Annotated in this window: 17 protein-coding genes; 4 read left to right on the top strand and 13 right to left on the bottom strand. The window is 73.6% G+C overall.

Features of this window, described 5'->3' with window-relative positions; all coding sequences use genetic code 11:
- Positions 1 to 2: 2 nt before the first annotated feature.
- The 8 genes from ACFV4N_RS22220 to ACFV4N_RS22185 all read right to left on the bottom strand — a co-directional run bounded on the left by ACFV4N_RS22220 (position 3) and on the right by ACFV4N_RS22185 (position 12,486).
- Positions 3 to 1,442 carry an MFS transporter gene (locus ACFV4N_RS22220; RefSeq protein WP_499674479.1) on the bottom strand — a complete coding sequence of 480 codons (1,440 nt, stop codon included), beginning with the start codon at positions 1,440 to 1,442 and terminating at the stop codon, positions 3 to 5.
- Positions 1,443 to 1,537: 95 nt separating this feature from the next.
- Complete coding sequence (locus ACFV4N_RS22215; RefSeq protein ID WP_499674478.1) at positions 1,538 to 2,938, bottom strand: aspartate kinase; 1,401 nt, start codon at positions 2,936 to 2,938, stop codon at positions 1,538 to 1,540.
- Between the two features lie 70 nt (positions 2,939 to 3,008).
- Positions 3,009 to 3,968 carry an acyl-CoA dehydrogenase family protein gene (locus ACFV4N_RS22210; RefSeq protein WP_499674477.1) on the bottom strand — a complete coding sequence of 320 codons (960 nt, stop codon included), beginning with the start codon at positions 3,966 to 3,968 and terminating at the stop codon, positions 3,009 to 3,011.
- Positions 3,965 to 5,101: an acyl-CoA dehydrogenase family protein gene (locus ACFV4N_RS22205; RefSeq protein WP_499674476.1), complete on the bottom strand. Its 1,137-nt coding sequence runs from the start codon at positions 5,099 to 5,101 to the stop codon at positions 3,965 to 3,967. The genes ACFV4N_RS22210 and ACFV4N_RS22205 overlap by 4 nt, the downstream gene beginning before the upstream one ends.
- Complete coding sequence (locus ACFV4N_RS22200; protein WP_499674475.1) at positions 5,098 to 5,919, bottom strand: thioesterase domain-containing protein; 822 nt, start codon at positions 5,917 to 5,919, stop codon at positions 5,098 to 5,100. Before ACFV4N_RS22200 ends, ACFV4N_RS22205 begins: the two co-directional genes overlap by 4 nt.
- Positions 5,919 to 9,215: a non-ribosomal peptide synthetase gene (locus ACFV4N_RS22195; RefSeq protein ID WP_499674474.1), complete on the bottom strand. Its 3,297-nt coding sequence runs from the start codon at positions 9,213 to 9,215 to the stop codon at positions 5,919 to 5,921. Before ACFV4N_RS22195 ends, ACFV4N_RS22200 begins: the two co-directional genes overlap by 1 nt.
- 17 nt (positions 9,216 to 9,232) lie before the next feature.
- Positions 9,233 to 9,409: an MbtH family protein gene (locus tag ACFV4N_RS22190; protein ID WP_499674473.1), complete on the bottom strand. Its 177-nt coding sequence runs from the start codon at positions 9,407 to 9,409 to the stop codon at positions 9,233 to 9,235.
- A 5-nt stretch (positions 9,410 to 9,414) separates the two neighbouring features.
- On the bottom strand, positions 9,415 to 12,486 hold the full coding sequence (locus ACFV4N_RS22185; protein WP_499674472.1) for a non-ribosomal peptide synthetase: 3,072 nt from the start codon (positions 12,484 to 12,486) through the stop codon (positions 9,415 to 9,417).
- Between the two features lie 628 nt (positions 12,487 to 13,114).
- Between ACFV4N_RS22185 and ACFV4N_RS22180 the strand changes: the two genes are divergently transcribed.
- Genes ACFV4N_RS22180 through ACFV4N_RS22170 form a run of 3 tightly spaced genes read left to right on the top strand, consistent with a single transcriptional unit; the run spans position 13,115 to position 16,069 of the window.
- The gene (locus ACFV4N_RS22180) at positions 13,115 to 14,329 is read left to right on the top strand and encodes an argininosuccinate synthase domain-containing protein (RefSeq protein WP_499674480.1); all 1,215 of its coding nucleotides are present in this window, start codon (positions 13,115 to 13,117) and stop codon (positions 14,327 to 14,329) included.
- A 19-nt stretch (positions 14,330 to 14,348) separates the two neighbouring features.
- Positions 14,349 to 15,332 carry an aldo/keto reductase gene (locus ACFV4N_RS22175; protein ID WP_499674471.1) on the top strand — a complete coding sequence of 328 codons (984 nt, stop codon included), beginning with the start codon at positions 14,349 to 14,351 and terminating at the stop codon, positions 15,330 to 15,332.
- The gene (locus ACFV4N_RS22170; RefSeq protein WP_499674470.1) at positions 15,329 to 16,069 is read left to right on the top strand and encodes a sulfotransferase-like domain-containing protein; all 741 of its coding nucleotides are present in this window, start codon (positions 15,329 to 15,331) and stop codon (positions 16,067 to 16,069) included. The genes ACFV4N_RS22175 and ACFV4N_RS22170 overlap by 4 nt, the downstream gene beginning before the upstream one ends.
- 75 nt (positions 16,070 to 16,144) lie before the next feature.
- On the opposite strand, the gene ACFV4N_RS22165 is transcribed toward ACFV4N_RS22170, so the two are convergent.
- The 4 genes from ACFV4N_RS22165 to ACFV4N_RS22150 all read right to left on the bottom strand — a co-directional run bounded on the left by ACFV4N_RS22165 (position 16,145) and on the right by ACFV4N_RS22150 (position 20,575).
- Positions 16,145 to 17,359, bottom strand: a complete 1,215-nt coding sequence (locus ACFV4N_RS22165; protein ID WP_499674469.1) for a S8 family peptidase — start codon at positions 17,357 to 17,359, stop codon at positions 16,145 to 16,147.
- 249 nt (positions 17,360 to 17,608) lie between these two features.
- Complete coding sequence (locus ACFV4N_RS22160) at positions 17,609 to 18,517, bottom strand: XRE family transcriptional regulator (RefSeq protein WP_499674468.1); 909 nt, start codon at positions 18,515 to 18,517, stop codon at positions 17,609 to 17,611.
- Positions 18,518 to 18,561: 44 nt separating this feature from the next.
- Positions 18,562 to 19,239 (bottom strand): response regulator transcription factor, encoded by a 678-nt coding sequence (locus tag ACFV4N_RS22155; RefSeq protein WP_499674467.1) that lies wholly within the window; start codon positions 19,237 to 19,239, stop codon positions 18,562 to 18,564.
- Between the two features lie 4 nt (positions 19,240 to 19,243).
- A complete protein-coding gene (locus ACFV4N_RS22150; RefSeq protein ID WP_499674466.1) occupies positions 19,244 to 20,575 on the bottom strand; it encodes a sensor histidine kinase in 1,332 nt (443 codons plus the stop codon).
- Positions 20,576 to 20,817: 242 nt separating this feature from the next.
- Here ACFV4N_RS22150 and ACFV4N_RS22145 point away from each other — a divergent pair, with 242 nt between their 5' ends.
- The gene (locus tag ACFV4N_RS22145) at positions 20,818 to 21,837 is read left to right on the top strand and encodes a Clp protease N-terminal domain-containing protein (protein WP_499674465.1); all 1,020 of its coding nucleotides are present in this window, start codon (positions 20,818 to 20,820) and stop codon (positions 21,835 to 21,837) included.
- A gap of 103 nt (positions 21,838 to 21,940) precedes the next feature.
- Here the strand turns inward: ACFV4N_RS22145 and ACFV4N_RS22140 are convergent, their stop codons facing one another.
- Positions 21,941 to 24,154 (bottom strand): rhamnogalacturonan lyase family protein, encoded by a 2,214-nt coding sequence (locus ACFV4N_RS22140; protein ID WP_499674464.1) that lies wholly within the window; start codon positions 24,152 to 24,154, stop codon positions 21,941 to 21,943.
- Positions 24,155 to 24,659: the final 505 nt, after the last annotated feature.

Below are 24,659 nucleotides of genomic sequence, written 5' to 3'. Positions count from 1 at the left end.
GATCAGGTGACCTCGCCCTTGAAGCGCTTGCGGAACAGGACGGTCGCGATGATCGCCGCGACCGCGAACCCGACCGCGAACCACAGCGACCAGCGCCAGCCCACGAGGACGGCGGCGGGGTCGCCCGCGCCGCCCGCGGTCGCGGTGAAGTGGGCCGCCACCGAGGTCAGGACGCCCACGCCCATCGCCAGCCCCAGCTGCTGGGACACGTTGATCAGGGCGCCGGCCGTGGCCTGCCGGCCCTCGTCGGCGCCGTTCGTGCCGGCGATGCTCGTCGTGATCAGCGCGACGATGTGCCCGAAGGCGTTCACGGAGGTGCCGATCAGGACGAGGGTGAGCCCGTTGTCCTCCGGGAGGCCCACCATGACCAGGATGCCGGCCGTCTCGACGACGATCGCGCACAGCAGGACGCGGTAGAGCCCGAAGCGCTCGGTGAGCCTGCCCGCGTAGATGCCGGTGACGATCGCGATCACGCCCGAGACCGCGAACGCCAGGCCGGTGGCGAGCGCGTTCAGGCCGAGGTGCGACTGGAGGTAGAGCGTGAGGATGAACAGCATCCCGCCGTAGGAGCAGATCAGCAGGACGTTGACCAGGTTGGCCGCGCCGATGGCGGAGACGCGGAAGATGGAGATCGGCACGAGGGCGTTCTCCTTCCGCGACTCCACGCGGACGAACAGCGCGACGGCGGGCACCGCGATGGCGGCGCACAGGAGGATCGGCGCCGACAGCCAGCCGTGCTTCTCGCCCTCGGTGAGGGCGAACACGATCGCGACCATGCCGGCGGTGGCCAGGGCCGCGCCGGGGACGTCGAGGTCGCGCGAGGCGCGCTCGTCCCGGCTCTCGTCGAGGTGGGCGCGGGCGAGCAGGCAGGCGACCAGCACGATCGGGACGTTGATCAGGAAGGTGGAGCGCCACCCGGCGAACTCGGTGAGCACGCCGCCGAGGACCATGCCGGAGACGAACCCCGCCGACAGCGCCGACCCGTAGATGCCGAGGGCGCGCTGGCGCTGCGGTCCCTCCGGGATGGTCGCCTGGAGGAGCCCCAGGCCCGCCGGCGCGATGAACGCGGCGGCGATGCCCTGGAGGGCGCGGCCCGCGATGAGCACCTCCGGCGACCAGGCCAGGCCCGCGAGGAGCGAGGCGAGCATGAAGCCGACGAGGCTCCAGGTGAACACCCGCTTCCGGCCGAAGAGGTCGGCGACCCGGCCGCCGAGGAGGAGGAAGCCGCAGAAGGCCAGGGGATAGGTCGAGAGGACCCACGCGACGCCGCCCCCGGAGCCGAAGTCCATCCCCTCCTGGATGCTCGGCGCGGCGACGTTGATGATCGAGTAGTCGAGGGCGACCAGGAACTGGGTCCCGCAGATGACGGTGAGCTGCCAGAACCGGCGTGATCGGAGCCTGCTCTCGCCGGTCTCGTCCGGGTGGAGCGATGTTTCGGCCATTCCGCGTTCCTCCCACTTCTGTCGACCGCCGATTCGGCCGCGACGGGCAGGTCCAGGAGATCCCGGGCAACGGGCCACGGGTCTGTGGGTAACTCTTAACTACACGTTATTAGGTTACTCAGGGAGTGCGCGGCGCCGCCACTCGAAGCGGTGGGCGCCGCGCGCGGCGGCACCGGGGACGCCCCCGGGGACGGTCCGGGGGGCCTGGACCTGGCGCCTGCGCCGGCGTGGCCGTGCCCCCGGCCGCCGGGGTCCTGCCCCGGCAGCGCGGGCGCGGCCCGCCGATCGGACCCGGGGGACAGGAACGCGCGGTGGAGGTGGGTCACGGCGTCCAGCACGTCGTGCTCGGCGCAGGTGACGGAGATCCGCCTGGCGTGGACGGCCGTGCCGCGCACCACGACGCGCCGGGCCCGGAGCGCGTCCAGCACCAGGGGGTGGTGGGTCCGGAAACCCCGGCCCACCAACGACACCTTCCCGAAGGGGCCCGACCAGCGGCACCCGGTGAAGGCGCCCGCCGCGCGCAGCCCGGCGAGCACGGCGTCGACCTGCGCGCGGTCCTCGGCGCACGCGGTGAACCGCAGCGAACGCGCGGCGGGCACGTCGCCGGCCGGGTGGTCGAGCACGTCCACCGACAGCGACGGGTCGGCCAGCGCGGCGACGACGGCGTCCCGCGCGGCGGGGTCGATCCCGTCGAGCCGGCAGCGCAGCTGACCGGTCTGGTGGGCGATGCCGACGGCGGCGAACCGGTCGCCGTCGGGCGGGTCGGCCGGGTGGTCGTCGGTCACCCAGGTGCCGGCGGCGCCGGTCGCGCTGGACCGCACGTGGACGGGGACGCGGTGGGCGCGGGCGTACTCCACGCTGGGGTGGGCCAGCACCGCGGCGCCGTGGGCCGCCAGCTCGGCCATGTCCGCGTAGGACACGTGCTCCACCTTGCGCGCCTCGGCGACGTGCCTCGGGTCGGCGGTGAACACGCCCTCGACGTCGGTGAAGATCTCGCACACCTCGGCCCGCAGCGCCGCGGCCAGGGCGACGGCGGTGGTGTCGGAGCCGCCCCGGCACAGGGTGGTGAGCTCGCCGCTGTCCGCCGCGACGCCCTGGAAGCCCGTCACCACCGGGACCAGCCCGGCCCGGACGCAGTCGAGCACCCGGGTGGGGTCGACGTCGACGATCCGCGCGCACCCGTGCACCCCGTCGGTGATGATGCCGCCGTCGCGGCCGCTGAACGAGCGGGCGGGCACGCCCAGCTCCCGCAGCGCGATGGCGAGCGCCGCCGCGGAGGCCAGTTCGCCGGTGCTGAGCAGGAGGTCCAGCTCCCGGCCGTGCGGGGCGTCGGTGAGGGTGCGCGCCAGGCCGAGCATGGTGTCGGTCGTGCCGCCCATCGCGGACACCACGACCACCACGGGCCGGTCCTCGGCGGCGATGCGCCGGGCCGCGCGGCTGATCCTGCCCGCGTCGCTCAACGAGGTGCCGCCGTACTTCTGCACCACCAGCCTCATCGGTCCGCACCTGCCCCCGGCCACCCGCGGTGGACCGCCCGACACCGGCACGCCGTCGTCGGCTCCCCCGTCATGTCGTCCCCCGACCTTCGCGTCGCAGCCGGGACGGGGTGCCGAGCCGCACCGACTCGACCGCGGCCCGCCGGTAGTAGAGCTGGGCGTCGTTGTCCGAGACCATGCCCGCGGCGCCGTTGACCTGCATGGCCTGCACGGTCACGGTGAGCGCCAGCTCCGCCGCCGCGGCGAGGACGGCCGCCGCGTGCCCGGTCGCGTCGCGGTCGTGCACGAGCAGGCGCGTCGCGTCCACGTGCATGGACAGCTCGCCGAGCCGGAACGCCAGGCCCTGGAACTTGCCGATGGGCTGGCCGAACTGGCGGCGCGCCTTGGCGTACTCCACGGCGTGGTCGAGGGCGGCCTGCGAGAGCCCCACCAGGTAGGCGGCCTGGCGCACGCGGGCGTTGGCCAGCGCCGCGCCCCACCCGTCGGAGCCGGCCCACGCGGTCACGGGCGTGCCGTCGAACTCCACCTCGTGCTCCTCGCCCCGGCCGGTCTCCTCGTGCCGCCGCACCCGGGTCGACGGGTGGCCGGCGCGCACGAGCGCCAGGCGCGGCCCGTCGTCGCCGGCGCCGCCGACGACGAAGTGGTCCACCTCCGCGGCGAAGCCGACGAAGGACCGCCGCGCGGAGACCGCGTCGTCCCGGGCGGTCAGCGGCTCGTCCGCGACCGCCAGCGCCACCGGCGACCCGCCGAAGTCGTGGTCCGGGAACAGCTCCCGCGCGGTGAGCGTGTCGAGCAGCGGCCCCTGGTACGCCACGGAGCCGAGCAGTTCGGCCAGCCGCACGGCGTCGGGCCGGTCGAGCCCGTCCAGCGCGCCGAGGCCGACCAGCCCCTGCCACACCATCGCGCGGACCTCGCGGCCGTCGTCGCCGCCCTCGGCGCCCGTGCGCGGCCGGTCGGCCATCCGGCGCACCATCGGCGCCAGTTCCTCGTCGAAGAAGTCCGCGATCGCCGCGGTTCCCCTGTCGGTCATGACGGCAACCCCAATTTCGACGTGGCGACGAAGTAGAGCATCACTTCCGAGGACCCCTGGGCGAGCGTGAGGCCGGGCGCCTCCCGCAGCGAGGCGTCGAACACGCCCTCGGCGATCGCCGCGGGGTCGCGCGCGTCCAGCAGCGCCCGCGGCCCGATCAGCTCGACCGCCGCCACCGCCAGCGCCTTGGCCGTCTCGGACGTGTACCACTTGGCGGTCGCCGACTGCACCTCGTCGGGCCGGCCCTCGTGCAGGTTGGCGATGCACCGCCAGGCCAGCAGCCGGGCCGCGCGCACCCGCGTCTCCAGCTCCACCAGGCGTTCCTCGCAGCCGGGTGGCGCGTGCTCGCGCAGCGCGGCCAGCGTGCGCTCGGCCTTGGCCGAGTGGTCGAGCCCGGTGCGCTCCAGGGGGAGCACGTCGTTCAGCACCTGCCACCCGTCGTCGACCTCGCCGAGCACGTCCTCGGGCCCGACGCGGATCCCGCCGAGCGTCACCAGGTCGAACCGCTCCTCGGACAGGTTCCACACCGGCTCGATGACCACGCCGACGCTCTGGAGCGGCACCAGGAACAGCGTGATGCCGAAGAAGTTCACCGGTCCGGTCGACGTGCGGGCCGCGCACAGCGCGAAATCGCTGTGCTGCGCCTTCATGTTGTAGAGCTTCCGGCCGTGCAGGCGCCAGTTGTCGCCGTCCGGCTCGGCGCGCGTGGTCAGCGACGCCAGGTCGGAGCCGACGTCCGGCTCGCTGAACAGCACGTTGGCCGTGGTCTCGCCGCGCGCCAGGCCCGGCAGGAACCGCTCCTTCTGCTCGGGCGTGCCGAACAGGTTGATGGCGTTGCCGACGATGTCCACGCCCAGCGAGTGCACGTTCTCGGGCACGCCGTGGCGGATCAGCTCCTCGGTGACGATCGCCTTCTCCACGATCGTGCCGCCCGACCCGCCGTAGCGCTCGGGCCAGTTGATCGCGAGCCAACCGAGCTTGCCCAGCCGCCGGTGCACGTCGAGCAGCCCGGTCTCCTGCCCGAACGGCATCCGCCGGGACCGCGCGACCTCCTCGCGCACCGCGTCCTCGCACAGCAGCTTGCAGACGTCCTGTCGGAATTCTTCCTGTTCCGGCGTGAAGGCCGGCATCATCGTGCACTCACCTCGCTCAGCTCCTCGCGCATCGCTTTCGCCAGCGCTTCGACGTTGGGGGGTTGGAGCATGGTGTAGTGGTCGCCCGGCACCACCCGGACGGCGTCGGCGAGGGGCCGCCACCGCTCGAGGTAGGCGGGTCCGGAGTCCGCGGAGGACAGCAGCACCACCCGCGCGTCCACGGGGGACGGCCGGTGCGCCAGGAACGCGCGCACGTTGGCCGCGAACACCGCGAACCGCGTCGCCAGCTCGGCGCCGCCCGGTTCGACGCCCATTCCCCTGACGTCGGCGTCGAACCAGGCGCGCAGCTCGTCGTCGCGGGGAGCGGACGGCGCGTCGGGGATGCCGGTGTCGAGCACCAGCACCACCGCGACGTCGCCGTCCTGGCGCGCCATCTCCAGCGCCACCGCGCCGCCGGCCGACCAGCCGCCCAGGACCAGCGGCCCCTCGGGGCGGACCTCGCGCACCGCGGCCAGGTAGGCGGCGGCCGTGTCGGGGAGCGACCGCTCCTCGACCGCGCCGCCGTGCAGGCCCGGGCTCTCCAGCGCGTGCACGGGCTGGTCGTCGCCCAGCAGCGCGGCCGGCGCGGCGTAGGGCGCGACCGACCCGCCGACCGCGTGCACGAGGAACAGCGGGGGCCGCGTGCCCTCGGCCCTGAGCGGCACGAGCGGTGACTCCGCCCGCCGGGAGGAGCGCGGCCCCGGCGGGGCGGGGGCGGCCCCCCGCCGCGCGAGGACCTCCTCCCGCCTGTCCCGCAGCCGGAGCCGCAGCAGCGCGCGCCGCTTCTCCTCCAGGGTGGTCGGCCGTGCGGCGTCCATCAGCGGGACTTCCCCAGCAGCCGGTCGACTTCCTCCTCGGACATCTCGGCGATCTGCGCCTCCAGCTGCGCCACCTCGTCGTCGCCGAGCAGCGCGCGCTGCGCCTCGTCGACCTGCTCGGCGAACTGGCTGAGCAGCGGGTAGCTGAACAGGCGCCGCGGGTCGAGGGTGACCTGGAAGGCGTCCCGCACCCGCGAGATCATCTGCGTCACCTGGAGCGAGTTGCCGCCGAGGACGAAGAAGTTGTCCTGCGCGCCGACGCTGCCCGGGTCGAGGCTCAGCAGGCCCGTCCAGATCTCGGCGAGCCGGCGCTGCGTCTCGGTGGTCAGCTCGACCTGCTCCTCGCCGCCGCCGGGGCGCGGGTCGGGCAGCTTCGCGTGGTCGACCTTGCCGGTCGAGGTCAGCGGGAGCTGCTCCAGCCGGACGTAGTCGGTCGGCACCATGTGCAGGGGCAGCCGCCCGGTCAGGTGCTCGCGCAGCGCGTCCTGCTCGAACTCGCCGACGACGTAGGCGGCGAGCCAGGCCGACGGCGTGCCCGCGTCGCGCACGGTCACGACGCACTGCCGCACGCCCTGGAAGCTCTCGATGGCGTGCTCGACCTCGCCCAGCTCCACGCGCAGGCCGCGCAGCTTCACCTGGCGGTCGACCCGGCCCAGGAACTCCAGGTTGCCGTCGGTGTTCCAGCGAACCAGGTCGCCGGTGGCGTACATGCGCTCGCCCGGGTTCGGCGCGAACGGGTCGGGCAGGAACTTCGCGGCGGTCTGGTCGGGGCGGCCGAGGTAGCCGGTCGCCAGGCCCGCGCCCGCCATGAACAGCTCACCGGGCACGCCGACCGGCACCGGCCGCAACGCGCCGTCCAGCACGTAGGCGCGCTGGTTGGCCATCGCCCGCCCGATCGGCGGCGTGCCGTCCAGCGGCTCCGGCGGGCACAGGTAGTCGACGCACGTGACGGTGACCTCGGTGGGGCCGTACCCGTTGTGGAACTCGCGCCCCGGCTTGCTCCACCGGTTGACCAGCTCCGGGCCGAACGGCTCCATGCCGATGAAGCACACCCGCAGGTCCTCCAGCTCGGACGGGTCGAGCAGCCCGAGCACCGCGGGCGGGATGTCCACCATGGTCACCCGCTCCCGCGCCAGCAGCGCCTGGAGCTCCTCCGGGTCGAGCAGCTCGGCGCGCGGCGCGCCCACGATGGTGCCGCCGGCGGTCAGCGTCGAGAACACGTCCGACACGCTCACGTCGAAGGCGGGGTTGGAGAACTGCACGATGCGGTCGTCCGGCGTCACCGAGAACATCCGCTGGAAGGTGGTGCAGAAGTTCACCACGGCCCGGTGGGGCACGACGACGCCCTTGGGGGTGCCGGTGGAGCCCGACGTGTAGATGACGTAGGCCGGGTCCTCCTGCGCCACGCCGACGGAGGGCGGGGTGGCCTCGCGCCCGTCGAGCGCGTCGGTGTCGAGCAGGACCCGCCCGATCTCCGAGGGCACCTTGTCGGCCAGGTCCGACGTCGTCACCACGGCGGCCACGTCGGCGTCGCCCAGCTGGTAGGCGAGCCGGTCCGCCGGGTACTGCGGGTCGAGCGCCAGCCACGCGCCGCCCGCCTTGAGCACGCCCAGCTCGGCGGCGGGCAGGTCGAACCCGCGCTCCAGCAGCACGCCGACCACGCGCCCCGGCTCCACCTTGAAGTCGTCGACCAGCGCGTTGGCCAGCCGGTTGGACCGCTCGTCGAGCTGCGCGTAGGTCAGGTCCTGCCCGTCGAAGCGCATCGCGACCGCGTCGGGCGACTCGGCGACGCGCGCCGCGACCAGCTCGTGCAGCAGGCGCCCGTCGACCTCGCCGGGCTCGGGGTTCCACTCGGTGAGCACGCGCCGGCGCTCGTCCTCGGACATGACGTCCAGCTCGTCGATCCGGGCGTCCGGCCGGGACAGCGCGTCGGCCATGACCGTGCTGAAGTGCCGGACCAGCCGCTCGATGCTCTCGTGCTCGAACAGCTCGGAGGAGTACTCGATCCACACGCCCAGCCCGCCGTCCGGCAGGTCGTTGATCTGGAAGGTGCAGTCGAACCGGCACGTCTCGGGCTGCGGCGTCAGCATCTCGACCTCGACGCCGGGGAAGCGCCAGCGCGCGATCATCGACTCGGGCAGCAGCGTGAACAGGTGCGCGACCACCGGGTTGCGGCCCGGCACCCGCTCCGGCTTCAGCTCCTCCACCAGGCGGCCGAACGGCACGTCCTGGTTCGCCATCGCCTCGATGACGTTGTTGTTGGCGGCCTGCACCAGGTCGCGGAAGGTGGGGTTGCCCTTGAGGTCGCCGCGGACGATCACCGTGTTGGCGAAGAAGCCCATCATGGACTCGGTCTCGGAGCGCGTCCGGCCGGACAGGACCGACCCGAGCGCGATGTCCTCCTGACCGGTGTAGCGGCCCAGCACGACCTGGTAGGCCGCCATCGTCAGGGCGAGCAGCGAGACGTTCTCGGCCTTCGCCAGCTCGCGGACGCCGCGCGCCAGGTCGTCGGGCAGGCGGGTCTCGTGGATGCGCCCCGCACCGGTGGGCGCGGCCGGCCGCTGGTGGTCGCTGCGCCACTCCAGCGGCTCCATGCCGTCCACGGCGGAGTGCCAGTAGTCGATCTGCTTGGTGGGCTCCTCGCTGAGCAGCCACAGCCGCTGCCACGCCGCGTAGTCGGCGGGCTGGAGGGTCAGCTCGGGGAACTCCGCGCCGTCCGGGTCGGTGTAGCGGGCCGTCAGCTCCTCGGCGAACTGGCGCGACGACCAGCCGTCGATGACGATGTGGTGCCAGACGATGGACAGCACGTGGTCCTCGGGCCCCAGGCGCAGCAGGCCGAACCGGTACGGCGGCTCGTTGCGCAGGTCGAACTCCTGCCGCACGTGCGCGTCGATCCAGTCCTGAACGGACCCCTCGTCGCCGTCGGTGACCGGCAGCTCCCACGTCGAGGGCGGCGGGTCCACCCGCTGGAACGGCACGCCGTGCTCGTCGCCGAACCTGGTGCGCAGGCTCTCGTGCCGCGAGACGATGCCGCGCAGCGCGCCGGACAGCGCGTCCACGTCGAGCGGCCCGCGCAGGCGCATCGCGAACGGCACGTTGTAGACCGGCGCGCCCGCGACCATCTGGTGCAGGAACCACAGGAACCGCTGCTGCTCGGCGATGGCCATCTTGTCGGTGCGGGGCACGGCGACGATCCGCTCCCGCTCGGCCTTCTCCGCCACGCGCTGGCGGACCTTCATCTCCAGCAAGGCGCGCCGGATGTCGGCGACGTTGCCGCCCTCTGGTGTGGTGCTCATGGTCTCGGTCTCCTCCTTCACCGTCGCACGCTCAACGGGCGCAAGTCGGTCCACGCCTGCGCGATGTGCGCCAGGCACTCGTCCTTGTCGCCTTCGACACCGGCCTCGCGCCAGCCGTCCGGGAGGTCCCTGCCGGCGGGCCAGATCGAGTACTGCTCCTCGTGGTTGACCACCACGACGAACTTCTCCTCCATTGCGCTTACCTCTCCTGTGCTACCAGGGCGGGAACGTCGGCCAGCTCGGTCAGGTAGCGGTCGAGCGCGTCGAGCCCGTCCGCCGGCCGCGCCGACGGGACCGAGCGGCTGCGGAACCGCTCGGTGTCGAACTGCCGGGAGCCGTCGGTGAACATCCGGTCGAACTCCGGTGGCGCCTCGTCGAGGCCGTCGACCGCCGGCGGCAGCAGCAGGCGCAGCCGGACGAGCCTCTCGTCGGACTCGCCGGCGGCCTCCAGGCGGTCGCGGAACCGCGCGTAGCCGACCCGGTCGAGCCGGCACCGGTCGGCCAGCGCCTCGAACGCCTCGGCGAAGCGCAGCGCCACGGGCCACAGCACGTGCACCGCGCCGTCGGGCACCTCGACGTCGCCGGTGGCGGCGCGCGCCACGAACCGGCTGACCACGTCCACGGGCGTCAGGTCGGTCGCGGCGCGGGTCGGGAAGACACACCCGGTGCGCACGCACGCGTACAGCAGGTTGTGCGCCAGCGAACCCGGGTTGGCCACGCCCGTCGACCGGTGCGGCCAGACCTCGCCGAGCCGGTACGCCACCGAGCCGACGCCCTGCTTGCGCGCCGTGGCGAGCATCCGCTCGGCGACGTACTTCGACCGGTTGTAGCCGTCCTCGGCGATCTCGTCCGGCTCCGGGACCCGGTCCTCGGTGACGAGCGGGTCGCCCGGCGCGGCGGGCGGGAAGATGCTCAGGGTGGACAGGGTGTGCACGCGCGCGCCGCCCGCGGCGAGCTTGATCAGCTCCTGGACGCCCAGCACGTTGGTCGGCCGGTGGTCCAGGTAGTCGGACAGGAAGTTGACCGCCCCCGCCGCGTTGACGATGCCGGACACGGTCGACGACAGCTCGTCGAACCGCTCCTGCGACAGCCCGAGCAGCTCGCTGCCCAGGTCGCAGGGGAGCACCTCGACGCGCCCGGAGTCGAGCGCCGGGGGCAGCGCCCGCCGGGCGGACGCCAACCGGTACCGGTCCAGGACGTCGGCCACGCGCCGGACGCCCTCGGCGGGGTCGGAGCACCGGACCAGGCAGACCAGGTCGGCGTTGGAGCGCACCAGCAGCTCGGCGAACACGTGCGCGCCGACGAAGCCGGTCACGCCGGTGAGCAGCAGCGACCGCGGCGGGGTCCACTCCAGGTCGTGCTTGATGTAGGCCAGTTCGGCGCTGTCGTCGTCGGCGTCGCCGGTCAGCCGCTGCGCCTGGGCGCGCACGGTCGACGCGACGAGGAAGTCCCTGGGCCGCACCGGTCTGCCCAGCCGCTCGCTGACCGCGACGGTGAGCCGGTACGCGGCCAGCGAGTTGCCGCCGTACTCGGAGAACGGCACGTCCACCGAGACCCGGTCCCGCTCCAGCACCTCGCACCACGCGGCGCAGATCAGCTCCTCCATCGGGTCGGCCGGCGCCTCGAAGTCCTCCACCGGCTCCGGCAGCGGCGCCGCGCCGTTCTCCAGGAGCGCGGTCAGCGCCTTGCGGTCGGCCTTGCCGTTGCGGTTGAGCGGGAACGCGTCGAGCACCACGACCCGCTGCGGCACGTGCTCCGCCGGGAGCTTGCCCGCCGCGTGCTCGCGCAGCTGCTCGGCGGACGGCGGGTCGTCCGCCGAGCGCGGCGTGACGCAGCCGACCAGCGTGCACTCCGGCGCCTCGCCGAGCACGACCGCCATCGCGCCATCCACGAGCGGGTGGTCGGACAGGGCCGAGGCGACGTCGCCCAGCTCCACCCGCACGCCGCCGAGCTTGACCTGCTCGTCGCGCCGGCCGATGAAGTGCAGCACGCCGTCCTCGTCGACCCGGCCCAGGTCGCCCGTCCGGTAGAGCCGGTCGCCCGGTATGCCGGGGAACGGGTTGGCCACGAACGCCCGCGCGGTGCGCTCGGGGTCGTCGAGGTAGCCCGCGCCGAGGCACTCGCCGCCGAGGTGGATCTCCCCGGGAGCGCCCACCGGGACGGGCCGCAGGTCGTCGTCGAGCACGATCGCGGCGGTGTTGTCGATGGGCCGCCCGATCGGGATGCGGTCCGCGTCGGCGTCCGTGACGTCGTGGAACACCGAGCCGATCGAGCACTCCGTCGGCCCGAACGTGTTGGTGACCTCGATGCCGGGCAGCAGCGCGCGCAGCCGGTGCACCACGCCGGCGTTGGCCGCCTCGCCGCCGATCAGCATCCGCCGCAGGCTCGACGCGGCCTCGCGCAGGTCCTCGCGCAGCTCCAGCAGCGCGACGAACGCCGCGAGCACGGACGGCACGAAGTCGGTGACCGTGACCCCGTGGCGGCCGATGGTCGTCGCGGTCTCCTCCAGGTCGAGGATGCCGTCGCGGTGCGGCAGCACGACCTGCCCGCCGGACACGAGCGGCCACAGCACCTGCCACATCGAGGAGTCGAAGGTGGACCGGCTGTTCTGGAGCGTCACGTGGCCGGAGCCGTCGCCGAACCGGCGCGACATCGCGGTCAGCCTGTTGACCAGGCCGCGGTGGTGGTTGAGCGCGCACTTGGGCGTCCCGGTCGAGCCGGACGTGTAGAACCCGTAGATCAGGTCCAGGGGTCCGGGGTCGCGGCCCGCCGGCGCCGGCGCGGCGGCGGCGGGCGGCTCGGAGCAGTCGACGACCACCGTCGGCACGGACAGCCCCAGTTCGGCGGCGGTGCCCGCGGTCGTCGGCGACACCACGACGGCGGGCGGCCCCAGCTCGGCCATGATCGCGCCGAGGCGGTCGAGCGGCCAGGCCGGGTCCAGCGGCACGAACGCCGAGCCCGTCTTCATCACGCCGAAGAGCGCGGTCGGGAACTCGGGTCCGTCCGCCACCAGCACGGGCACCAGTCGCCGTGCCGCCGCACCGCTGCCGACCAGCCGGTTGGCCACCACGTCGGAGGCGGCGTCGAGGTCGGCGTAGGTCATCGTGACGTCGCGGTAGCGGATCGCGGGGCGGTCCGGCGCGTTGCGGACCTGTTCCCGGAACAGGTCCAGGACGGTGCTGTGCCGGGGGAACGCGTGCCTCGGTCCCAGGGACTGGCGAACGGGGTCGTGGTCGTGGTCGTGCGAGGGCGTGTGGTCATGGCTTCGCATCGAGTCCCCATAGTCTCGACTGGCGGGAGGTGCCTGTACGTCACGCGGATCGGCAACTGATCCGGTCAAGAATTCTCGGAATTCCGAAGTCGATCCGCTGCGCGCACGACGAGGGGATCGAAAGGCTTTCGGGCTCTTTTCGGCAACCGTCGAGAGCCGGCTGCTCGTCGTGCGAATCCGGTGTTGCGGGTGTGCGGGCGCCGATCGGTGATCCGGGCGAACGCCCTCGTCACCGCATCCTCCGGGGCCCCGGTGCCGCGCAGTCCGGTGTCGACCGGCTCACTGCCGAATGTTGTACCGCGAGTAATGGACCTGCGGGGGCGGTGGCGGAGGATCAGCGGGTGCTCGATCATCTGCACCGGTAATCCCATGTCGCCTGGGTACCCGGCGGTTCGGGCCCCATGCGGTGGTCACTCAAACAGAGTAAAATTCTCTTTGCCCACTGTGGACGGTGATCTTGTTCCTCGCCGCCGCGGTCCGCCTCTCGCACTCCCGGCGTCACCAGGAAGAATGCGCCCGAAAGCGCACCGAGGCGGATCGCGTTGATCACGGCGATATTACTTTGCGTAATCCCGAAGTGGGGCCTGATCAACATGTCGGATCGCCGTCCGCGCGTTATCGTCGGTCGATGTCGACGCATTGGTCGTCGAATCCCCCTGTTCTCCGACGCGAGGAGGAGCGCGTGCTTCGAGCCGGTGAAAACGAACGCACTGGGTTATTTCAAGCGGGAGGGCTCTCCTCCCTGGCAGTCGGGATCTGGCTCCGCGAGCGGTCCGTGCCGACCAGGCACTACGTCGCCGACATCGGGCAGTCGGACCGCGCGGAGCTGGACGCGCTCGTCTCCTCCCTGCGGGCGTTCGGCGCCGAGGTCGTGCTCGTCGACCTGAGGTCGTCGATGGCCGCCGTGGCATCGGACCTGCTGCGGTACCGCGCCCGCCACGACGGCGGCTACTGGAACACGACCGGCGCCGCGCGCTTCGTGCTCGTCAACGAGCTGGCGCCGCTGATGCGGGACGACGGCTGCCGGGTGCTCGCCCACGGCTGCGTCGGCGGCGGCAACGACCAGCGCCGCTTCGCCCGCTACGGCGCCGCGGTCGCGCCGGGGCTGACCGTCCTCGAACCGTGGACGGAACCGCGGGCGCTGGAGCGCTTCCCGGACCGCGCCGCCATGCTGGAAGCCGTCGTCCGGCACGGGCTGCGCCTCGACCCGGGCAGCGGGACCGAGCGGTCCACCGACGCCAACCTCGCCGGCGCCTCGCACGAGTCGGCCGAGCTGGAGGACCTCGGCACGCCGGTCACCCGGCTCGACCCCCGGTGGAGCCGGTGGCCCGAACAGGCGCCGGCCGAACCCGAGACCGTCACCGTCACCTTCCGCGACGGGCGGGTCTCCGACGTCGACGGCAGCGGACCCGACCCGGTCGCCTGGATGGCGCGGGCCAACGAGGTCGGCGCGCGGCACGGCGTCTGGCTGCGCGACGTGGTCGAGCGGCGCATCATCGGCACGGTCTGCCGGGGCATCTACGAGTCACCGGGCCTGGAACTGCTCGAACGCGCGTGGACCCGGATCCTCCAGGCCTGCCTCGACGCCGCCGGGCGCGAGCTGTACGACCGGCTGGGCGCGGCCCTGGGCGCCGCGATGTACGAGGGGCGGTGGCTCGAACCGGCCGCGCACGCGGCGCGGGACGGGATCGACCGGCTCGTCGACGAGGTCGGCGGCAGCGTGACCCTGTCCGTCCACCGGGGCATCGCCCGGGTCGAGCGGGTGAAGGTCGCCGGCGGCGTGGTGCAGCAGACCAGGTTCGGCTCCGGCGGCAACCGCTGGAGCCGGGTGGCCACCGTCTAGGAACGGGAGGAGGGAACCGATGCGCGAGCGACGATTCGGCCGACTGGGCTGGCAGGTCGGCGAAGTCGGCTGCGGCATGTGGGGCGTGGCCGGCGGCGAGGGCGGGTGGACCGGCGCCGACGACGACACGGGGGAGGCCGCGCTCGACGAGGCCGTGCGGCTGGGCTGCACCTTCTTCGACACCGCCTGGATCTACGGCCGCGGGCACAGCGAGGAGATGCTCGGCAGGCTGGTCGAGCGGCACCCGGACCGCCGGCTCCGCACCGCGACCAAACCGCCGCCCAAGGACCGCAGGTGGCCGTCCACCCGCGACTCGCGGCTGTCCGACGTGTACCCGCCGGACCACCTCTGGGAGTACCTGCACCGCAGCCTCGAAGGGCTCCGCGCGCCGTCCGTGGACCTGTTCCAGTTCCACGTCTGGGAGGACTCCTGGGCGAACGACCCGGCCTGGCAGGACGCCGTCGTGGAGATGAAGGAACGCGGGCTGGTCGGCGGCGTGGGCATCAGCGTCAACCGCTGGGAACCCTGGAACGTGCTGCGGACGCTGGAGACCGGGCTCATCGACTCGGTGCAGGTCATCTACAACATCTTCGACCAGGCGCCCGAGGACGAGCTGTTCCCGGCGTGCCGGGAGCTGGACGTCGCGGTGATCGCCCGGGTGCCCTTCGACGAGGGCACGCTCACCGGCACCCTCACCCGCGAGTCCCGATGGCCCGAGGGCGACTGGCGCAACACCTACTTCGTGCCCGAGAACCTCATCCCGAGCGTGGAGCGCGCCGAAGCGCTGGCCCGAATCGTGCCCGAGGGCATGACCATGCCCGAGCTGGCGCTGCGCTTCATCCTCCAGAACCCCGACGTCGCCACGGTGATCCCCGGCATGCGCAACCCCGCGCACGTCCGGGCGAACATCGCCACCAGTGACGCCGAACCGCTGAGCGAGGAGCTGATGGCCCGACTGCGCGAACACCGCTGGGACCGCAAGCCGACGGAGTGGTCGCAGTGACCGCCGCGCCGAAGCCCGTCGAGGGCAAGCCCATCGTGCTGTGGGCGGTGCCGCGGTCCCGCTCCACCGCGTTCCTGCGGATCATGCTCGAACGCGGCGACCTCGAAGTGGCCCACGAGCCGTTCTCGTACCTCCAGCTCGACGGCCACTTCGAGTTCGCGGGCAGGCGCGCCACGTCGCCGGTCGAGCTGCTCGACGCGGTACTCGACGTCAACGCCACCGGGCGCCGGGTGTTCGCCAAGGACACCTCCGACTACCGGTACGAGCCGCTGCTGGAGGACGAGCGCCTTTTCACCGACGTCGTCAACACCTTCATGATCCGGGAGCCGAAGGCCGCGATCTCCTCGCACTACGCGGTGAACCCGGACGCCGCCCTGGACGAGTACGGGTTCGAGTACCTGCACGCCATCTTCGACGCCGTGCGGTCGGCCACCGGCGAGGTGCCGCTGGTGATCGACGGCGACGACCTGGTGGCCAACCCCGAGGCGCTGGTCCGGGCGTACTGCGAGCGGGTCGGGCTCGAGTTCCTGCCCGAGGCGCTGAGCTGGGAGCCCGGCGAGCGGGAGCACTGGCGTCGCACGGGTCGCTGGCACGCGGAGGTGGCCGAGAGCAGCGGGCTGGTGGCGAAGGCGCCGGAGCGGCGCGAGACGCCCGACACCAACGAGCACCTGCGCCGCGTCGCGGAGCACCACCAGCCGTTCTACGACGAGCTGGCGCGCCACCGCCTGGTCGCCTAGGTCCGGTGCGGCGGGCAGGGCACCGCCCGGCGCCGGGGAGAGTCGGCGCCGGGCGGGGGTCATCGGGCGGTCGTCCTAGTTGAGGAAGCCGGTGTAGAGCAGGGCGTTGGGCGACGTGCTGCCGATACCGGTCAGCCGACCGGTGGAGGCGTTGTTCACCAGGGCGTTGCGGACCTGGGCCGGGGTCGCCGACGGGTACCGCGACAGGTACAGCGCCGCCGCGCCCGCGACGTGCGGCGAGGCCATGGACGTGCCCGTCATCGTCGCCGTGCCGGTGCTGCTCGCGTAGGAGGCGGAGACGATGCCGGTGCCCGGTGCCCAGATGTCCAAACAGGACCCGTAGTTGCTCGGGCCGGTGCCGTTGTAGCGCTGGTCGGTCCTCGTGCTGTTGCCGACGGTGATGGCGGCGGTGACGTACTGCGGGCTGTAGTAGCAGGCGTCGTCGCCCGAGTTGCCCGCCGCCTGCACGAACTGCACGCCGCTGCCGATCAGGTTCTTCACCGCGGTGTCGATCGCGGGGCTGGAGCACCGGCTGCGGCAGCCGATGCTGTAGTTGACCACGGCCGGCTTGACCGCGTTGGCGCGCACCCACTCGATGCCCGCGATGATGTCGTCGTCCGCGCCGTTGCCCTGGCAGTCCAGCACGCGCACCGCCGACACGGTCGCCTTCTTGGCCACGCCGTAGCGGGTGCCCACCGCGGTGCCGGCGACGTGCGTGCCGTGGCCGTGGCAGTCGGACGGGTTCGAGTCGTTGTCCACGAGGTCGCGGCCGGGCGCGACGCGACCGGTGAACTCGCTGTGCCCGGCGTTGATGCCGGTGTCCAGCACGTAGACGCGCACGCCCCGGCCCGGGTCCGCCGGGTAGGTGAACGCGCCGTTGAGCGGCAGGGCCCGCTGGTCGACGCGGTCGACGCCCCAGTTGGGCGGGTTGGTCTGGGTGTCGAGGGCGCGGACGTACTGCGCCTGCTGGACGCGCGCCACCGCCGGGTTCGCGGCGACCGCCCTGGCCTGGGCCTCGGTCAGGGACGCCGAGAAGCCCTGGATCACCGAGCCGAACGTGTGGCGCAGGCCGCCGCCGTGCCGGCGCACCAGGGCCGCGGCGGTGTCGGGCACCGACGTGCCGTCCTTGAAGGTGACGATGTAGCGGCCGGGCACGGCGTCGGGGCTGTCCGCGCCGTGGACGGTGCCGGCGGGCTGGGCCGTGGCGGGCAGGGAGAGCAGCGGCGCGGACAGGGCGGCCAGCGCGACCGCCGTCAGGCCGCGGCGCAGCCCACGGGAAGAAGAGCGCATGGGAATTCCTCGGATTCGCAGGGTCGTGGGCAGCGCTCACCGCATGGCGTGATGCCCTCGCGCAATCGGTGAGCGCCGCCGGAAAAGGCGCGTCCCGGGAACGGCTCGTGACCGTGCAGGCCCCGGGAGCGAATTCAGTCTCGCCGTTGCCCGGCAACGGTGACAAGACGTCGCACGTCGCGCTTTTTTCCCTGCCGGAGGCCCGCCCAACTTGAAGCGGACCACCCGTTCAGCGGTATGCGGGCCGGGTCAGCCGTCCCAGTGGAGGCTGTAGCGACCCGGCTCCGCACCGGCCACCACCAGCTGTGCGCAGCCCGAGGAGTCCAGCGGGACGGGCCCGCTGCGGGCCACGGTGTCCTCCGGGCCGGTGCGCAGCTCCCACCGGCACGCCGACGGCACCGACCGCGGGTCGAACGCCGCCTCCAGCACGTAGTCGCCCACCGGAAAACGCAGCTTGCGCTCCACGAAAAAGGACCTGCCGGTCATCGGTGGGATCAGGAACTCGTATTCGATGAGGATCGCGTCGTGCGCGGAGAGGACCCGGTCGAAAACGAGGGACGCGATCAGCGTGCCGATTTCCGGCCGGTACAGCTCGTGCTCGACCGAGCAGTGCCGCAGCGGCCGGACGCGCGGCGCGACCGGGTGCGGCCGCTCGAACCGGTAGGCCGCGCTGAGCCTGGCCACGCCGTCGCGCTCGGCGCGCAGCACCTGCCGGACGCGCAGCGACCGCTCGTCGTGGTCCGGGCCGAGGCGGACCAGGTCGTGCTGGCCGATCCGGGTCAGGTGCTCGTCGTCGCGGTCGAACCGGCTCAGCAGCCGGGGCACCAGCGGCTCCTGCGGCCACACCGCCTCGCGCGTCAGCGGGTCCGCGGCCCCGCGCCTGCGCGGCGGCGTGACCAGCGAGGACAGCGAACCGGGCGCGACACCGAGCACGTCCTCCAGCACGTCGAGCGCCACCAGCGAGTCGTGCCGGGTCGGCCTGCTGCGGCCGGACTGCCACTGGCTCAGGGTGGCGACGCTGATCGGCGCGCCGCGCTGCGCGAGCCGGTAGCGGATCCGCTCCAGCCCCAGCCCGCTGCCGTCGATGGCCGCCCGCAGCGCCGCGGGGAACGGGCCCGCCGCCACCCGGTCGTCGAGCCTGCGCCGTTCGGCCCCCATCCCGTACCCACTTCCGCCGTCCCCCGCCACGGTAACCCGCGCGGTCAACCCCCGGGCCGGGGTCGGTCGGGCGGTCCGGCGAGCAGGCCCGCCTCGTGCGCGACGATCGCCGCCTGCACCCGGTTCGCGCAGCCCAGCCGGGTCAGCACGCGGCTCAGGTGCGCCTTCACCGTGCCGGTGCCCAGGAACAGCTCGGCGGCGATCTCCGCGTTGGACGCGCCCGTGCCCACCAGCCGCAGCACGTCCCGCTCGGTCGGCGTCAGCTCCCGCACCCGCCGCCGCGCGTCCTCCGCGCCGTCGTCGGACACGAGGTGCCGCTCGACCAGCCTGCGGGTGATCTGCGGCGCGAGCACGGACTCGCCGCGCGCCGCCGTGCGCACCGCGTGCACCAGGTCGGCGGGCCCGGTGTCCTTGAGCAGGAACCCCGTCGCGCCCGCGCGCATCGCCTCGGCCACGTAGCGGTCCTCGCCGAACGTGGTGAGCACCACGACGTTGGTGCGCGGGCTGAGCCGGGAGATCTCGCCGGTCGCGGCGAGGCCGTCGCCGCCGGGCATCCGGATGTCCAGCAGCGCCACGTCCACCTCGTGCTCCCGGCACGCGCGCACCGCCGCCGGTCCGTCGCCCGCCTCCGCCACCACCTCCACGTCGGGCGCGTTCGCCAGGATCAGGCCGATCCCGGCGCGCATGAGGGCCTCGTCGTCGGCGATGAGCACGCGGATCACCGGCTCACCTTACGGCGAGCAGCACGACCAACCCGCCGACCATCGCCACCAGCGCCAACCCCAGCACCAGCGCGACGCAGCCGATGCCGAGGACGCGGGGCACCGTCAGCACGTCGGCCCGGCGCGGCGGCGGGACCTCCTCGCCCACGTCCTCCGGCGCCGGGAGCCGGGGCACGTCCGGCGGGCGCCGGGGCAGGTCGAGCCGCAGCGCGAACCCGCCCGCCTCGGGCGCCGCCGAGAACCCGCCGCCCAGCAGCGCCACGCGCTCACCGAGCGCGACGAGCCCGCGCCCGGTGCCGGGCAGCGCGCGCGGTGCGCTCGCCGGGCCGTTGGTCACCGCCACCCGGACCCGGTCGTCCCCGGCGTCGACCTCGACGGCGGCGGCGGCCGTCGCCGCGTGCCGGTGCACGTTGGTCAGCCCCTCGCGCACGGCCCGGTGCACCGCCCGGCGGGTCCGCGCGTCCACGCCGGACAGGTCGTCACCGCGCCACACCAGCCGCACGTCGACGCCCGCGGCGCGCGAGTGCTCCACCAGCGCCGCCACGTCGGCCCGGGTGCCGGTCAGCTCGGCGTCCTCCGCGCCGCCGTCGCCGGGCACGCCCAGCACGGCCAGGATCTGCCGCAGTTCCTCCAGCGCGGTCCGCGCGGTCGTGCGCAGCAGTTCCGCCTGCGCGCTGAGCTGCGGCGCGCTGGTCGCGGTCCCGTACTCCAGGGCGCCCGCGTGCATCGAGATCAGGCTGAGCCGGTGGCCGAGCAGGTCGTGCATCTCCCCGGCGATGCGGGCGCGTTCCCGCGCGCGGGCGTGCGCGGCGGTCAGCAGGGCGGCGCGCTCCAGGTACTCGTTGCGCTCGCGCAACAACCGGGACAGCGGGCGTCGACCGCCCAGCAGCGCGCCGGCCAGCGCGGGCAGGCCCAGCAGCACCGCCGAACCCACCCCGTGCACCAGGAGCAGCAGGCCCGCGGGCTCACCGGAGGAGTCCAGCAGCACGCCCGCCCCGGTCGCCACCCCGATCGCCGCGACCGCGACGAGCAGCAGCCGCCAGGGCGGGCGGACCAGCCGACCGGCCGTCACGGCGGTGACCACCGCGCCGATCAGTGCGCCCAGCGGCGACGCGGCGCTGAGCAGGGCGGAACCGAGGAAGGCGGGCACGGGCCGGCGGCGGCGCACCAGGACGAGCGCCGCGCCGGCCACCGGTGCGGCCACCGCCACCGCGACGTGCGTGGCGACCAGCCACGGCGACACCGCGCCCACCAGGAGGACCAGGGACGACAGCAGCACGTCGCGTCGTGGTGCGCGCCGGATGGCGGCGGCGGTGTCGTGTAGCCGGCGGTGCACGGGCGTCTCCAGGTCGAGTCGGTGGCGCGCCCATCCTCCCCGGTGCGGTCGGTCGCGGGGCGTGGCCGGTCGGCCGGAGTTCCCGGCCGGTCGGCCGGAGTTCCCGGCCGGTCGGCCGGCGGTGGTGGCCGGTTGGCGGGTGGCGGTGGCCGTTCGGCCGGTGGTCGTGGCCGGTCGGCAGCAGTGCCGGGCCGGTGCCCGTTCGTAGCGTCGGTGTCAGCGCCACGACCGAGGAGGAGCCCGTGACAGGACGAACCACCCGCACCGCCACCCCGTCGTCCCCGGTAGTCAAGGTCCTGGCCGCCGCCGTGCGCCGGGCCGCCCGGCTGGGCTTCCCGTTCGTGGGCACCGAGAACCTGCTGATCGCCCTGGTCGACGCGGGCGGCGTGGGAGGGGTGCTCGGCCGGGGGATGCTCCGGGCGGAGGCCGCGGCGCGCGGCACGGATCACTGGGCCGGCGACGACCTCGGCCCCGCCGGAGCGCCGGACGACGCCGTGACGGCCCTGCTGCGGGAGGCCCACCACCTCGTCCGCCGGGACACCGACCTGCCCGGGAGCGTGGCGCTGCGCGAGTGCCTGCGCGAGGCGATCACCGACGCCGGGGGCGGGGTGCTGACCACCGCCCACCTCGCGGTCGCGCTGCTGCGCGCGCCGTCAGGTCGGGCCGCCGAGCTGTTCACCGTGCGGCGGGTGGACGTCGGGGCGGCGGTCGCGGCCGTGCGCGCGGCGGCGGAACCGGAGGACGCGCCCGCCGTGTGGCTGCTGCGCAAAGCCGGTGCGCTGCGGGGCGAGCCCGGCGGCGGCTACGTGCGCTGGATGACCCGCTTCTTCGTCCGGGGCAACAACCTCGGCGGTCCGGTGCTGCTCGCCGTGCGGAGCGAAGCGGACCGGCACGCAGTGCGGGCGGGCCGGTCGGTGACCGCCGCGATCGACCTCGTGGCGGCGGTGCTGACGCTGGACGACCAGCTCGCCTCCGCCGGCCTGCGGCTGCGCCCGGAGCACGAGTCCGGGGGAGCGGCCGCGTTGCGCGCGGCGGGGGTGGAGCCGGCGGCGCTGCTGGGCGTGGGGGTCGAGCCGGCGGCGGGGGAGGCGGAGCGGGCCTCGGCGGGGGCGAAGCTCGTGGTGGCCCGCCGGGAGGACGACGTGGTGGGGACCGCGCACCTGCTCGTGGCGCTGCTCGACGACCCCGCCGACCCGATCGGCCCCGCCCTGCGCGGCCTCGGCGTGGACCCGGCCGGGCTGCGCGCGTCACTGGGGGAGTGACGGCGGAAGACCCCACACACCCCTCGTGCGCGGGGTTCCCGGGTACTCGCGGGTGCCCGAGCCCGCCGACCCGGGCACCCGCGAGTGGTTCGTCGCGCCCCGGTCAGCCGGCGTAGTGCACGTCGGGCCAGGGCGGGGTGGTCATGCCGTTGCCGATGTGGAAGCTGGGGTGCGGCGGCTGGTTGTAGGCGGTGTTCTGCCAGGCGATGGCGACCCGGTACTGGGTGTCGTGCATCAGCGTCGGGATGCGCCGGTCGGTCTGGTGCGGGGTGGAGTAGATCCGCAGGGCGGTGTTGTCACTGGTCCGCCAGACGACTTCCTCGCGCCAGTCACCGAACAGGTCGGCGCTCAGCGCGGGCGTGGCCTTGGTGCCGTTGTTGGAGGCCACGCCGGAGCCGGTGAGCAGGCGGGTGTCGCCGCTCGTGCCGTACTTGTCGATGCGGGTCTGATCGAGCAGCTCGCGGGTGGGGTCGCCGTCCCACCAGATCAGGAAGTTCGCGGAGGAGGGCTTGCGGCCGATGCCGGTGCCGCGCGTGTTGCGCAACTGGCTGTCGGCGTTGGACCAGGACTCCGCACCCGGGCTGCCCGCGTAGATGTCGCCGGACACGCCACGGCCGTTGTCACTGCCGCTCGCCGTGGTCCACAGCCGCTGCCCGGTGCGGGCGTCGGCGAACCAGGAGCCGGGCTGGTTGCTGCTCTCGGAGACCTTGAAGTACTCCAGGCCCGGACGGGAGGGGTCCAGGTCGCCCACGTGGCCCGCGTCGCCGTGGCCCAGGCCGGTGGTCCACAGGCCCCGGCCGTTGTCGTCGATGGTGGCCGCGCCGTAGACGATCTCGTCGCGGCCGTCGGCGTCCACGTCGGCGATGCTCAGCGAGTGGTTGCCCTGGCCCGCGTAGCCGGAGTTGCCCGAGGCGTTGGAGTCGAACGTCCACCGCTTGACCAACTGGCCGTTGCGGAAGTCCCAGGCGGCGATGACGGCGCGGGTGTAGTAGCCGCGTGCCATGATCAGGCTGGGTCGGGCGCCGTCCAGGTAGGCGGTGCCGGCCAGGAACCGGTCCACCCGGTTGCCGTAGCTGTCGCCCCAGGAGGCCACGTTGCCGCGCGGCGGGTCGTAGTTCACCGTCGACACCGCCGCGCCGGTCTGACCGTTGAACATGGTCAGGAACTCCGGGCCGGACAGGACGTAGCCGCCGGAGTTGCGGTGGTCCGCCGACGAACTGCCGATGACCGTGCCCCGGCCGTCACGGGTGCCGTCGGCGGTCTTCATCGCCACCTCGGCCTTGCCGTCGCCGTCGTAGTCGTAGACCTGGAACTGGGTGTAGTGCGCGCCGGCCCGGATGTTGCGACCCAGGTCGATCCGCCACAACCGCGTGCCGTCCAGGCGGTAGGCGTCGACGAACACGTTGCCCGTCACACCGGACTGGCTGTTGTCCTTGGCGTTGTCCGGGTCCCACTTGAGCACGAACTCGTAGTCACCGTCGCCGTCCAGATCGCCCACCGAGGCGTCGTTGGCGCTGTACCCGCTGCCCGGCGACTGGATCGGCACGTCCCGGTACCCCGACCCGAACGACAACGACGCGGCGGAGGCGGGCTGCTCCGCGCCGTTCACCACCGCCCGCACGGTGTAGGAGGCGTCCGCCGCCGCACCGCTGTCGAGGTAGTTGGTCGAGGCGGTGACCGGGGAGGAGTTGACCTTCGTGCCACCCCGGTAGACGTTGAAGCCGACGTTCTGCGGGTCACCCGCCAGCAGCCGCCAGCTCACCAGGTTCCCGCTGCCCGACCGCACGCTCACCACGCCCCGGTCCAACCGCTCCACCTGCTTGCGACCCGTCGGGTCACCGGGGCCCGGACCCTGGTCCGTCGTTGTCGTCGTCGTTGTAGTCGTCGTCGTCGTGGTGGTGGTCGTCGCGGTGGTGGTCGGGTCCACACCGCCCGTGCAGACCGTGCCGTTGAGCGCGAACGACGACGGCGTGCCGACCTCCGTCCCGCTCATCGTCCCGTTGAACCCGAACGACGCCGTGCCACCGGTCGGGATGACGCGGTTGTAGTCCACGTTGGACGCCGTCACGCTCGCGCCCGAAGCCGAGAACTCCGCGTTCCACCCCTGGGCGAACCGCTCGGAACCGGGGAACGCCCACGCCAGCCGCCACCCGTCGACCGGGTCGCCCAGGTTGGTGACGGTCACGTTGGCGGTGAACCCGCCCTGCCACTTGTTCTGGACCGTGAAGGCGACCCCGCAACCCGGGGCGGCCGAAGCCACCCCCGCGATCACGAAACCGCCCGTCAACGCGCTGATCGCCGTGGCGGCGGCGGCCATTCGCACTCTTGAGTTGATGGGCACCGTTGCTCCATTCACTCTTCTCCTTCTGGGAGCGCTCCCAGAAGTGACTTGATGGGTCCTACGGTCGTGGAGGCCGCGCACCTGGCCCGTCAGGGCGGGTGAAACGATTCAACAACAGGTGCACTGCTCCGAGGAAAGCGCTATCCACGCGGTGGTCGTGCGGTTGGTGGACTTGTTCGATCCGGTGTGGGCTACCGCCGATGTCGTTGGTGCTCACGGTGTTCGAGTACTGGCGGTGGGTGAGGTAGACCGTACGAACGCTGCCGCGCCGATGTCAACAGTCGTGTCGAAGAAGTTTCGACGCCCGCCGGTGGGTGGTGGGGCCGGGGGTGGCCGGTCTCGGCGAGGTCTTGGGGCAAATGGCCCAGTTCGACCGCGGAGGCGACCTGGGAGCGTTACCAGGAAGCGGTCCCCGGTCGCGACCGGGGGAGAAGGGGCGGTACCGGCCGGGCGGGGGGAGCGGCTCGGGACCGGGGCAGCC

This window comes from Actinosynnema sp. NPDC059797, assembly GCF_042732085.1.
GTDB lineage: Bacteria > Actinomycetota > Actinomycetes > Mycobacteriales > Pseudonocardiaceae > Actinosynnema.
Note: the sequence above shows the minus strand (reverse complement) of the source record. Positions and strands in the feature narration are given on the sequence as shown.

What these genes read in the sequence shown, in the direction of transcription:
- ACFV4N_RS22210 (WP_499674477.1), bottom strand. Translation starts at nt 3,968, where the DNA reads ATGACCGACAGGGGAACCGCGGCGATCGCGGACTTCTTCGACGAGGAA.
- ACFV4N_RS22200 (WP_499674475.1), bottom strand. Translation starts at nt 5,919, where the DNA reads ATGGACGCCGCACGGCCGACCACCCTGGAGGAGAAGCGGCGCGCGCTG.
- ACFV4N_RS22160 (WP_499674468.1), bottom strand. Translation starts at nt 18,517, where the DNA reads ATGGGGGCCGAACGGCGCAGGCTCGACGACCGGGTGGCGGCGGGCCCG.
- ACFV4N_RS22185 (WP_499674472.1), bottom strand. Translation starts at nt 12,486, where the DNA reads ATGCGAAGCCATGACCACACGCCCTCGCACGACCACGACCACGACCCC.
- ACFV4N_RS22180 (WP_499674480.1), top strand. Translation starts at nt 13,115, where the DNA reads ATGTCGACGCATTGGTCGTCGAATCCCCCTGTTCTCCGACGCGAGGAG.
- ACFV4N_RS22140 (WP_499674464.1), bottom strand. Translation starts at nt 24,154, where the DNA reads ATGGCCGCCGCCGCCACGGCGATCAGCGCGTTGACGGGCGGTTTCGTG.
- ACFV4N_RS22215 (WP_499674478.1), bottom strand. Translation starts at nt 2,938, where the DNA reads ATGAGGCTGGTGGTGCAGAAGTACGGCGGCACCTCGTTGAGCGACGCG.
- ACFV4N_RS22175 (WP_499674471.1), top strand. Translation starts at nt 14,349, where the DNA reads ATGCGCGAGCGACGATTCGGCCGACTGGGCTGGCAGGTCGGCGAAGTC.
- ACFV4N_RS22190 (WP_499674473.1), bottom strand. Translation starts at nt 9,409, where the DNA reads ATGGAGGAGAAGTTCGTCGTGGTGGTCAACCACGAGGAGCAGTACTCG.
- ACFV4N_RS22195 (WP_499674474.1), bottom strand. Translation starts at nt 9,215, where the DNA reads ATGAGCACCACACCAGAGGGCGGCAACGTCGCCGACATCCGGCGCGCC.
- ACFV4N_RS22165 (WP_499674469.1), bottom strand. Translation starts at nt 17,359, where the DNA reads ATGCGCTCTTCTTCCCGTGGGCTGCGCCGCGGCCTGACGGCGGTCGCG.
- ACFV4N_RS22220 (WP_499674479.1), bottom strand. Translation starts at nt 1,442, where the DNA reads ATGGCCGAAACATCGCTCCACCCGGACGAGACCGGCGAGAGCAGGCTC.
- ACFV4N_RS22205 (WP_499674476.1), bottom strand. Translation starts at nt 5,101, where the DNA reads ATGATGCCGGCCTTCACGCCGGAACAGGAAGAATTCCGACAGGACGTC.